7 protein-coding genes are annotated in these 12514 nt (G+C 42.3%); all 7 read left to right on the top strand.

Annotated features, from left to right (window positions below):
* The first annotated feature begins 39 nt into the window (after nucleotides 1-39).
* The 7 genes from ACLCDV_RS18750 (at nucleotide 40) to ACLCDV_RS18720 (ending at nucleotide 12428) form a co-directional block, all read left to right on the top strand.
* The gene (locus ACLCDV_RS18750; RefSeq protein ID WP_411971936.1) at nucleotides 40-819 is read left to right on the top strand and encodes a hypothetical protein; all 780 of its coding nucleotides are present in this window, start codon (nucleotides 40-42) and stop codon (nucleotides 817-819) included.
* Nucleotides 820-965: 146 nt separating this feature from the next.
* On the top strand, nucleotides 966-2465 hold the full coding sequence (locus ACLCDV_RS18745) for an alpha-L-fucosidase (protein WP_411971935.1): 1500 nt from the start codon (nucleotides 966-968) through the stop codon (nucleotides 2463-2465).
* 303 nt (nucleotides 2466-2768) lie between these two features.
* Nucleotides 2769-3314: an RNA polymerase sigma factor gene (locus tag ACLCDV_RS18740; RefSeq protein WP_333886081.1), complete on the top strand. Its 546-nt coding sequence runs from the start codon at nucleotides 2769-2771 to the stop codon at nucleotides 3312-3314.
* 51 nt (nucleotides 3315-3365) lie between these two features.
* Nucleotides 3366-4469, top strand: a complete 1104-nt coding sequence (locus ACLCDV_RS18735) for a FecR family protein (RefSeq protein WP_411971934.1) — start codon at nucleotides 3366-3368, stop codon at nucleotides 4467-4469.
* Between the two features lie 252 nt (nucleotides 4470-4721).
* The gene (locus ACLCDV_RS18730) at nucleotides 4722-8084 is read left to right on the top strand and encodes a TonB-dependent receptor (protein ID WP_333886078.1); all 3363 of its coding nucleotides are present in this window, start codon (nucleotides 4722-4724) and stop codon (nucleotides 8082-8084) included.
* Nucleotides 8085-8097: 13 nt separating this feature from the next.
* Nucleotides 8098-9912, top strand: coding sequence for a RagB/SusD family nutrient uptake outer membrane protein (locus ACLCDV_RS18725; protein WP_317664964.1), 1815 nt, complete (start codon nucleotides 8098-8100; stop codon nucleotides 9910-9912).
* Nucleotides 9913-10028: 116 nt separating this feature from the next.
* Nucleotides 10029-12428 carry a PQQ-binding-like beta-propeller repeat protein gene (locus tag ACLCDV_RS18720; RefSeq protein ID WP_411971933.1) on the top strand — a complete coding sequence of 800 codons (2400 nt, stop codon included), beginning with the start codon at nucleotides 10029-10031 and terminating at the stop codon, nucleotides 12426-12428.
* Nucleotides 12429-12514: the final 86 nt, after the last annotated feature.

Below are 12514 nucleotides of genomic sequence, written 5' to 3'. Positions count from 1 at the left end.
TGGTAGGCAATATTGATCTGCTAAATTCATCACATTCCTATGAAACTGACTTCGGATTTTACAGCTTTACATCGGTGTATGCCACTCTTTGCAGCTGTTGTACTGAGCGGCTTTTTAATCGCGGGCTTTGCCGCCGATTATCCGATCAACTTAATAGCGCTGGTATGGGCTTTATGTTTTGGCTATTTGCTTTTCTTTAGAAACAATATGGCTCTCTTATTTAAGCTAGAAGATCTCAGTTACGAAAATGGACAATTTCATGTGGAAGGAAGTTCAGCCTGGTTTACAGTTACGGATATTGCGTTGATTGATGATCTGAGAGGTAAAATTACCAAAATTAATCTGTTGGATGGACGTACCTATTATGTAAAGTTAATGCATAGCGACTACCGTTCTTTATTCGATAAAGATTGGGATGAAGTTGATTTTGTCCAACAGACGGATCTCAAGCTCAACATGGATAAGAAAAAGCTGATCTTAAGCAATCGTTTTGTTCCAGAATTGACTTTTTCATTTATTGTGTGCCCCATCGTATTTTTCAATGTAGGGTATCCCGTAAATCTATGTGTCGCTATTTTTATAGTCAATCAGTTTATCGTGATTTTTTTAATAAAAAAATCGTGGATGAAGTTCTGTGCCCAAGATCTTATCTATAACAATACAAGATTTTATAGGCCGAGTACAGGTGAAGAATTTGTTAAAACCGATATTGAAGATATCAAAGATTATAAAAATGGAATGACAAGAATAATACTCAACAATGGCGACACGTTCTATGTCAAGTTCCCGAATAATTTATATAGAAACCTGATTGAATAGTATGGCGTTTGTTTGAGGTATTAGTCAACGTCTGTTTGGTAAATGCAAATATACATTCAATAAATGCGGTAAATGAGGTATTGAAAGTGTGTGGAAGCTTTTATTTTTAGCGAATTGATCATTCATTATAAAATTAATCTAGCATCATGAAAGCATATACCCTATGGGCACTTTTATTTGTTATGGGCTGTTTCTCAAGTACAGCCCAAGAACTGTTACCGGCCACCAAACCTTCAAAAGCCCAACAATTGATGATCAAACGTGGCTATGGTATGTTTGTGCATTTTGGTGTCAATACATTTACGGATATGGAATGGTCAGATGGAAGTATTCCCGTAGAAAAATACAATCCCACAAATCTTGATCCCGACCAATGGGTGCGGGTGGCTCGTGATGCAGGTTTTAGGTATGTGCTGCTTATCACCAAACATCATGATGGCTTCTGTCTCTGGGATAGTAAATATACCGATTACGATGTAGCTTCCACTGCAGTAAAAACCGATGTTGTCAAAGCTGTTGCTGATGCCTGCAAAAAGTACGGACTCGAATTTGCAATCTATTATTCCTTGTGGGACCGACATGCACCAGTGTACAAAGACAAGGATCCTCAGAAATATATAGACTATATGAAGAATCAGCTCACTGAGCTTTTTACAAATTATGGTCAGATCTGTGAATTGTGGTTGGATGGTGGATGGGATCGGGAACCAAAAGACTGGGGGATTGACCAGCTCTATAAACTTGTAAAAAGTTATAATCCGAATTGCGCTTTCAGTGTTAATCATACCATTGTTAATGAAGAGGGGAAAAGGAAATTCACGCTGCCATCTGCAATGACGGAAGACAATAAATATTATTTTCACTATTTTCCCTCGGACTTCAGGTTGTGGGATCCTCAACTGATTACGAGATACGACAAAAAGCAATACCTGCATAATGATAAGTCTTATTACCTGCCTTTTGAGCATACAATCTGCTTAAGCAGCAGATGGAACTGGTTTCAAAAATCAAAAGAACTTCCCGTCAGAAACATCGACGAATTGGAGGAGCTGTTCTATTGGTCGACATACAATGATAATAGTTTGGTGATCAATGTGCCACCGGACCAGACTGGACAGATTAGAGAATATGAGGCCAATACAGTGATCGAATTAGGCAAAAGATTAGGTATCCAAAAGAATAAATCTCTCCCCCAAAATGGAGAATTTATTTCGGCGCTCAGACCTGCATCTGCGAGCTCAACGCTGGAAGAGACGGGGGGACGCTATGAAGCTTCGGCTGTTACTGACGGTAAATTAAATAGTCGCTGGTCTGCTGCAGACACCCTAGCGACTCTCGAAATAAGTCTTGACCCGACGAAACGTTTTAATAAAATATCGATTTTTGAATATCAAGATACCAAAGAGTTAAACGATGGCTTTTCTAATATCCGTAACAACCGGATTGAGGAATATTGTATTCAAATTTGGGAAGGGGGCCGGTGGAAAACCATCTACCTAGGCACGACTTCGATGGAAGATTGCAAGGTAATCAGGTTTCCTCGACATTATCAGTCCGCAAAGCTGCGGTTAAAAGTATTAAAAGCAAAAGGGCTGCCCTCTATTTATGAACTCAATGTAATTGATATGCCTTTAACGGTCTCGTGATCCAACATGTATTCATTATACGGACACGTATTTAATGTGGGACTTCATTATGCCCGCAGTTAATCTTGTTTGGATTTTAAGCAGCTCCGCCATCGGTTTTTCTTTTCGTTTTTTGTGCTTGATGAGTAACCATTTACCCATAAGTTCCTTGGGGGATGTAGTGGTTACAATTTTGATAGATAGTCTGTCAAATTTGTACAAGATCTTGCACGATGCGCAATTTAATGTTATATTAACATCACAATTATACCTTTGTATAAATCTTCTAGAAATCCCATAAAGCGTAAATATAATCAATGCGTCATGAAAGAACTGTCTGATAAGGAACTGTTTGATCTTGTGAAAGAAAACAATACACAGGCATTTTCCGTGTTGTTTGATCGCTATGGCCATACTTTATTAAGCTTTATCTTGAAGCGTATCGGTTCGATTACAGATGCCGAAGATATCCTTCAGGATGTTTTTGCATCTCTCTGGAACCGGCGACATAAAATTCAAATTGAGGATTCGATCTATCCCTATCTCTTCAAAGCGGCCAAATATGAGGTAATTGACTGGATGACGCGCGATCAAAAGCGGATTATGTATTTTGAACGTCTTGTGCTTCCATTAGAAAATGAACCTGTCGGTACAAGTAACAGCGATGAGAAATTGATGGTGAAAGAACTATCCTTTATGCTGGATAATGAAATTTCCAAAATGCCTACAACCATGCAGTCGGCATTTAATCTCAGTCGTGTGGAAGGTCTGAGCATCAAAGAAATCGCTTTCCGATTATCCATATCTGAACAGACGGTAAAGAATAATATCTCGCTGGCTCTGAGTCGATTAAAGCTTAAGGCAAAATAAAAGTCATTTTTTTTCGGTACCACGCCAAGTTATCTGAGGTTATATTAATATATGACAGAAGATAATCAGAGAGAGCAGGCTCAAAAATTGCTAAAGAAATATCTCAAAGGAGAATGCAATCCGGAAGAAGAACTGATGGTGATCGAATGGTTCTTTTCATTTGAGGAGGAACCGATACTGCCAATGGAAGAAAAAGAGGCCGTATTGGGACGCTCCAAAAAGGCACTGCTGCACAAATTTGAAAGCGAAGTTAATACGGCAAAATCTACCCGGAAGCTATTTACCTGGAAACGGATGGCTATCGCGGCTTCAATTCTCTTTGCATTAACGACAACTGTAATATTGCTAAAACAGAAACCGACAACCACTGTGAAACAGCTTGCCGCAATCACTGCGGATACCTCGGGCATGTTCAAAAATGATATTCTTCCGGGTGGACGGTTTGCGAAGCTTTCCAATGCAAGTGGACAGACCCAGCTATTGGGAAATGAAAATCAGGATGAAAATAGCAGTCCGGCTGAGTTTAAAGGAAACCTTACGTTGGAAGTGCCGATGGCGGGTACCTATAGCCTTGTATTGAGCGACGGAACAACAGTCTGGTTAAATGCGGCTTCTAAATTAGAGTATCCAGATCAATTCGCTGGCAATGAACGCAGGGTGAAATTGGTCGGTGAAGCCTTTTTTAAGGTTGCCAAAGATGCCAGCAAACCCTTCCGTATCGAAGTCGAAAACTCCGTCATTGAAGTACTCGGCACCAGCTTTAACGTAAATGCCTACCACAAAGAAATTAGTACCTCGCTGGTCGAAGGGAAAGTCAAAATTATAAGCCAAGGGCACGAAGCTTATCTTTCTCCGGGCAATGAAGCGATCGTCAGTACCAATAATATACGTATACAACCGGCAGACATACAGAAGAACACGGCATGGCAGCGTGGTGAATTTCTGCTTGATGGCAGTAGCTTGGAGGAGATTATAAGCCAGGTTTCGCGTTGGTACAATGTGGATTTCGTAAATGCAGAAGAGATTATTGCACTGGATAATCGTTTCAGTGGAACACTTAGTCGTGACGCTAGACTTTCAGAAGTATTGAAAATTCTGGCTTACACCACAAATCGAAAGTTTGAGATCGATGGACGGCAGATATTCATTCGTTAATACAATTCAGTTTTTAACAATTAAAATTTATAAAATATGATATAACCAGACGAATTAACCAAAGGTCCAATACAATAGAAAAGGGGATGTTGACGCATCCCCTGTTGTAAAGAGCCAAATTTATTGAAGTACGAATTCTATAGATTATTAAACCCTTAACAATTCAAAGTTATGAAATTTTTTTCTCCATTAATAGCATGGGGGGACCGGAGAAGTCATTCTTATACCCTAAGCATTAAAGTCATATTGACTATGAAGTTGATTTGTGTACTGCTGCTGGCATTTACGTTTGGTGCTAGAGCATCAGGATATGCGCAAGAAGTAAATCTATCCTTGAAAAATGCTACGATTGAAACTGTTCTGAAAGAGATTTCCACGCAGACCAGGTTACGTCTTTTTTATGATGAACGGCTATTTGAAAATGCCTCGCGCGTGGATATTTCCGTGGCCGGATCTGACGTGAGGGCTGCCCTGGCGAAGGCATTGCGTGGACGTAATCTGATCTTTGATATCATGGGCAGTACCATTGTCATCAAAGAAAAAAAGCAGACGGACCGTGAGATCTCAGGTGTTGTAAGGGATGCTTCCGGACCAATGGCTGGCGTAAATGTCACTGTATTGGGGGTAACGGGATTATCTGCACGGACCGATAGAGATGGACGCTATAGCATACGCGTTCCCGAAAAGGCAATCCTTTTATTTCGTTTTATGGGCTATAAAGATGCCGAAGTAAATGTCTCTGACAAGAACAGCGCTGATGTATTGATGGAAACAGCAGAGTCTCACCTCGACGAGGTTATTGTGGTCGGCTACGGTACACAGAAAAAGATCAATCTGTCTGGCGCTGTGGATCAGATTGGCGAAAAGTTTCTGGAAAGCAGGCCGATTACCAATGTCGGTTCTGCCTTACAGGGGGCCATGGCCAATCTGAACATTACACCAACATCGGGGCGTGCAAATAGCTCGCCGGGCATCAATGTGCGTGGCTATACATCGCTGTCGGGTGGTGGACCGCTGATTGTGATTGATGGGGTGCCGGCAACCAACGATGAGCTCAACCGCATGAACCCCATGGATATTGCAAGCGTCACGGTGTTAAAAGATGCTGCATCGGCAGCAATCTATGGTAGCCGAGCGGCGTTTGGTGTGGTACTGGTGACCACCAAATCGGGTACAACGAAAGATATCAAGGTGACTGCCAACTCGATTTTTGGTGCCAAAGCGATTACACGTACGGTAAAGATTGAGGACGATCCTTACCAGGTAATGAAATATCGAAATATTATGTCTGCGCCCTGGTATAATCTTTACGATGAGAAAATGCTCGAATATGGAAAACAGTTAAGCGAAAACCCATCTTTACCGCGTGTAATTGTAGATCCGCAAAATCCAAATGCTTATATCTACTTGGGTTCTACAGATTGGTTTAAGGAAGTTTATAAAGATATCCAGCCTTCTTATACCAACAACATCAGCATTGCGCAAAAGAATGAACGTTCTTCGTTTTATCTCTCAGGTGAATATTATAGACAAAATGGTATGCTCCGCATTAGCCCGGATACCTATGACCGCTATAATTTCAGGGCAAAAGGCGATTATAAAATTACGGATTGGTTTACCTTGTCCAATAATACCACTTTTACAAACGACAAATATGATCAGCCTTCGGCCATTGATCAGGGCTATCTTTATTGGCATAATGTCAACCGCCAACCATCATTAAATACAGTTTACAATCCGGATGGTACCTATACCGAAGCTGGAGTGAATATGATCGGTGCTGTGGCTGAAGGTGGCCGAAGCATTAGTCGAAATAATGACTTTCAGACCAGCTTTGGTGCAAAAATCGACTTCATTAAAAATGTATGGACCTTAAATGGGGACGCAACCTTTAGACGGATTTCAGGAAAATCGCATTTCTTTCAGTTGCCGCTGACTTACAGTACTGGGCCTAATGTAATGAATAAGCAAAACTTTAACAGTTATGCATCCAATGGAAGCTCTGAAACACGTTATAATGTATACAACATTTATTCGCAATACCAACGCACACTCCAAGATCACTATTTTTCGGTGATGTTGGGTTTCAACCAGGAGGAACGGATCTATGAGTCATTTTCCGCATCCCGGGATCAGTTGATTTCCAATTCGCTGCCAACGATCGGACTTGCTACCGGTCAAACGCCTTCTGTTGGTGCTTCAGATTATGCTTGGTCAGTTCGCGGGGCTTTTGCCAGATTGAACTATACCTACAAAGACAAGTATATCCTCGAGTCTAATTTACGCTACGATGGTTCTTCTAGATTTCCTAAAAAGGACCGATTCGCATTCAACCCTTCCGTATCGGCTGCGTGGGTAGTTTCGCAAGAAAATTTCTTTCAGCCAATTAAAGGGACCGTATCTAATTTTAAACTGCGGGGGTCGTATGGCTCATTGGCAAATCAGGATTTAAGGGATAACTACTACCCTTATATTGCGAATATGTCCAAAGGAAGTGGAGCCATTCTGGATGGCAAGATTGTACCTATCGTCGGTAGTCCGGGTTTAGTGTCGTCGACCTTAACTTGGGAAACCATTACGCAGTCCAATTTTGGGGTAGATGTCGGCCTGTTTAAGAATCAGTTTTTTGGTTCATTTGATATCTATCGTCGCGATACAAAAGATATGTTGACAGCTGGCCGTACCTTGCCGATCGTGTTGGGTACTGGCGTGCCGCTTGAAAATGCAGCCAACCTAAAAACAAACGGATGGGAGCTGACACTTGGCTACAATAAAGAATTTATGGTGGCCAGTAAACCATTTTCATTCTCGGCAAGACTTAACCTTGCAGATAGCAGGGCTTATATTACAAAATATAACAATCCTAAAAATAACTTAAACGATTATTACGTCGGACAGGAATTGGGTGAAATGTGGGGACTGACGACATTGGGCTTCTTTCAGTCACAAGAAGAGATCAAGGCCCATGCCAACCAAAATGATGTCACATCGTATCCCGGTACCAGAAGCTTAGAACCGGGCGATCTTAAGTTTGCCGATATCAACGGTGACGGTAAAATAAACCGGGGCGACTGGACTTTGGACAATCATGGCGATTATAAGGTTATCGGAAATTCGAGACAACGTTATAGTTATGGAATAGATCTGAATTCAAGCTGGAACGGTATTGATCTGCGTGTCTTCTTACAGGGAGTTGGAAGAAGAAATTATTACCCTCCGGGTGGTGACCATTACTTTTGGGGTATTTATGCGCAACCTTGGGCGAGTTTGACCAAATTTAATTTGGACCATTGGACACCTGAAAATCCAAATGCATACTTACCAAGACCAAAATCTTATGTGGCCGAGCAAAGCGGTATTGAACTCGCTGCCACACAGACCAAATATTTGCAGAATGCAGGCTATTTAAGGGTGAAGAACGTGACCTTCGGGTATACGCTTCCTAAGCTTATCACAGATAGATGGGGCATAGACCGTTTACGTCTATTCGTCAGTGGTGAAAACCTCTTTGAGTTTACAAAACTAATGGATTATCTCGATCCTGAAATTGTTGGTGATCGGACGGCATATCCTTTCCAAAGGACTTACTCGTTTGGCTTAAACTTTAATTTCTAAAATGACTATTATCATGCAAAATATAAAAAGACAACTAATCAAGATTGGAGCGCTGCTGGGGGTTTTGTTCCTCATCATGAGCTGTAACGATGATTTTATGGATCGGTATCCCACCACATCGGTTACTCCGGAGGTGTTTTTTAGCAATGTAAACGATCTGAAAACATATACCGATGGTTTTTATGGCAGTTTGAGTTCGCCGATAGCGGACCTTGGGACAGATAACCTGGCGCATCACAATTCTGGAAGTACCATTGATGAAATCATGCGCGGTGGGGTAAGTGCTCAGAATGCGGCGGTATGGAGCTGGTCTGCCCTGCGAAATATCAATTTCTTCCTGGAAAATGCAGGTCGTGTAAAGGGAGCTAGCGCCACCGATGTAAACCATTATATCGGTATCGCAAGGTTCTTTCGTGCACGTTTTTACATCGATAAGGTCAATCAGTATAGTGATGTGCCCTGGTATGGTAAGACCATGGGAACCTCAGATCTTGAACTCTTGAACAAGAAGCAGGATAGCCGGTCTCTTGTCGTAGATTCGATCATGGCGGATCTGGAATTTGCGGCTGCCAATATTAAACCGGACGGGCACAAATCTACAGTCACCAAGTGGGGAGCCTTGGCACAATTGGCACAGTTTGCCTTACAGGAAGGGACTTTCCGCAAATACCACAGCTATTTGAATCTGAGTGGATCGGCCAATACCTTTCTGCAGCGGGCTGTTTCCGCGGCAGAAGAGATTATGAAATCGGCTAAATTTTCGATCAGCAATGCAGGGGGTGTCAACCGGGCTTATCGGGATCTATTTATCAGCCTAAATCTACAGGCAAATCCCGAAACCATCTTATTTATCGATTATGATAAGGATCTGGGAAGAAGACGTAATGCACATACCGTATTGGACTACGAATGGGCATTGAGCCAAACGCTGATGGAGAGTTATCTGATGAAAGACGGCAAACGTTTTACGCAACAGGCCGACTATAAAACGAAGAATATTGATCAGGTATTCGTTAACCGTGATCCGCGTTTTGAGCAAACATTTATGAAACCGGGTTTCCAGGCTGTCAATGCATCAACACCACAGCGTCTCAAGCCAACCCTAGGGGGCTATAATCAGATCAAGTTTTACCCTGAAATAGCTGATATGATTAGCTGGGAAGCTGCTTATACAGATGCTTTTGTGTTTCGGTACGCTGAAATTCTTTTAATCTTTGCAGAAGCGAAGGCCGAACTGGGTATACTCACGAGCCAGGCTGATCTTGACAAATCTGTCAACCTGCTGCGTGCACGTGTGGGTATGCCGGCCATGCAGCTGGAGGAAGCAAATGCCAATGTAGATCCCATATTACAAGCTTATTACTCAAATGTGAAAGGCGGGAATGTCGGGCTTATTCTGGAAATCCGTAGAGAAAGACGTATTGAATTGGCTTGTGAAGGCCAACGCTACAGAGATGTCTTTCGCTGGGAAGTGGGCGAAAGACTGGCCGATCAGCAACAGGGTATGTATGTAAAGGGTTTGGGAGCAATGGACGTAACCGGCGACGGAAAAGTGGATATTGCGATACTCGAATCTGCAAAAGATACCGGTCCGATCAAAGATCTGACGGAAGATGAAAAAAAGAGTATTTCCCTTTACTATTTAAAGGATGCCAATGGCAATAATACGTCTATCTATCTTGAAAATGGCAACAGTGGACATATTATGTTTACGGTAGCACGGGATAAAAAGAAAACATTTGAAAAACCCAAATATTACTATTATCCGGTAGCCAATAGCCAAATGGTGCTGGATGGCAGCAAATTGGTACAGACAAATTTCTGGTAGTTGAATGTATTATTTTTTAGAGCGTTTAGGTAAAGATAGGTACCTTCCGATTGGTGGGAAGGAGCCTATCTTTCCTTATATAGTGCGAATAAGTTTTGAATAGCTAATTTTTTAACATGAGACGACCAGTACAAAAAATGCTACTTCTGCTCTTACTGCTATGCAGTAACGCGATGTATGCACAATATCAGGGGCATGTCTTTTTGGACGGCAATAAGAACAAAAAGATGGATGGCAATGAAAAAGGAATGCAGGGCATTGTCATATCGGATGGGTATGAAGTTTTCCCAACAGCTGCCGATGGTAGCTTTAGCCTGAACAAGAATGAAAAGGCAAAATTTCTTTTTGTACGTATCCCCGCTGGATATAAAGCGAGCGGTACGCATTACATCAAGATTGACCCTAAATTAGAACGTTATGACTTTGGTTTAACTCCAGATGAAAAGCAGACAGGGGATAAGCTTCGATTTATCCAGATTACGGATACCGAAACACCTTTGTATGGCGAATGGATAGACAACATCCGTAAGTTTTCTCAGCAACAAGAGGCCGCACTCATTTTGCATACAGGCGATATCTGCTACGAACCGGGTATGCAGTTCCATGCCCGACAGGTCAATACAGCACTCATGGGCGTTCCTACTTACTACACGGTAGGTAACCACGACCTGGTCAAAGGGGAGTATGGCGAGAAGTTATTTGAAGATCTGTTTGGGCCAGTTTATTATTCCTTTGAGGCCGGACCGGCATACTTTGTCGTAACCCCGATGCCTGGAGGCGACTATGCACCGAGTTATAATCAGGATCAGGTCATCGTCTGGCTTAAAAAGGATCTGGCACTGAAAGCGAAAGATAAACCGCTGGTTTTTATCAACCATGACCTGATTGTAGGAAAGGATTTCGTGATGAAAGGAAAAACAGATTCTATCGATTTAAAGCAGCATAACCTGAAAGCTTTCCTGTATGGGCATTGGCACAACAATTATAGTTTTGGCAGTAGGGATGGGGTAGCGGTGATATCGACAAATGCACCCAACAAAGGTGGAATAGACAATTCTGTTGCGCAATTTATGGTTATTGATATGGATAAAAATGGGGTAAGGAACATCACCCCCAAATATCCCTATCTGTCGGACCATATCGCTTTGATTTATCCGCAGAGCAGGCTGATGCAGATTTCAAACGGACAAAAGCTGGAGATTGGCGCCAGCGTATACCATACCGAAAAATCTGTTCTTTCTGTATATGCCAAGTTATTAAATGAACAGGGCTGTGTCCTAAAAACGGCCAAGTTGAATAAAGCGAGTGACTGGAACTGGCGTGGAACGCTTATGGGCACTGCGTCGATGAATCAAAAGCAGACGATCCTGCTGGAAGTGAATTATGGGGATGGCACGCAAGCCTTGAAGAAATTTGGATGGAATAACGAACCTGCTTCACCAAATTTGCTCCAGTTGACCTGGTCAAAAAACTTGGGGTCTAATGTATGGAAGAGCTCACCTCTGGTACAGGGACAGCGGGTATATGTGGCCAGTATCGATGATGCCATTGGTGGTAAAAGTAAAATTCAGGCCTTAAAAGACCAATCCGGTGAAACCATCTGGACTTTCCATACCCAGAACTCCGTTAAGCAGAAGTTGGCCTATAGCAATGGCTTGATACTGGCGACAGACATGGGTGGCACAGTCTATGCGATTAGCGAAAAGGACGGTAAACTTGTCTGGAAAAAAGATTTGAGTGGCGGAAGGCTCCCGGGATATGTAAGTGCTGGCGTTGTTGATGATGGCATTTATTATACCGGTGCAGGAAATTATCTGTCGGCATTAAAAGCTGATGACGGTACGATCATCTGGCAAAACCGGGATTGGAATGGAGGTGAGGGCATGCCCGGAGAGCTGCTCAGTACAAACGATTATTTAATTACTGGCGCAAACTGGAATAGCTTATTTGTACATGATCGCAGAAGCGGAAAACTAATATGGAAAAGAAATGAAGATGGTTTGCGTTTTAGAACGGGTGGAGCCAGTGCCGATAGCAGTTCTTTTTATGTCGCTGGACTGAACAATGTTTTTCAGTTAGATCAGAAGACAGGAACAGTAATCAAGAAGACGCAGAGTGAAGACGATTTTAAAGTGATGGCTTCGCCACTGCTGGCCGAGCAGTTGCTGATTATGCCTACTGCGACCAACGGCGTAAAGGCTTTTGATCGCAGCAGCTTAACGGAAAAATGGAATTTCCAGACGGGTGAAGCACTGATCTATACTTCTGCCTACTCAACACCGGATCTACACAAAAAAGTGGGTACTGTTGAATCTGGTATTCGCTATGCGGCCGGAAAACTGTTTTTTGGTGGATCGGATGGTTATCTATATGTATTGAATTTGGAAGGAACGCTCGTCCAAAAAATAAACCTGGGCACGCCGATATTGGCCGAAGTTACAATTCAGGGAAATAAGGTTTATGTGGCCGATTTTGCAGGAAATATATACTGTTTTACGATGGGTAAAACCGAATGAGTTAATTTTGGACGTCCATAAAATGCCACGTACATAAAATAGAATAATCTAAATAATACTTATCATCGGAGAGGCCTTCTAAATAA

It is taken from the genome of Sphingobacterium sp. Lzh-3 (assembly GCF_046764375.1).
Classification (GTDB): domain Bacteria; phylum Bacteroidota; class Bacteroidia; order Sphingobacteriales; family Sphingobacteriaceae; genus Sphingobacterium.
Note: the sequence above shows the minus strand (reverse complement) of the source record. Positions and strands in the feature narration are given on the sequence as shown.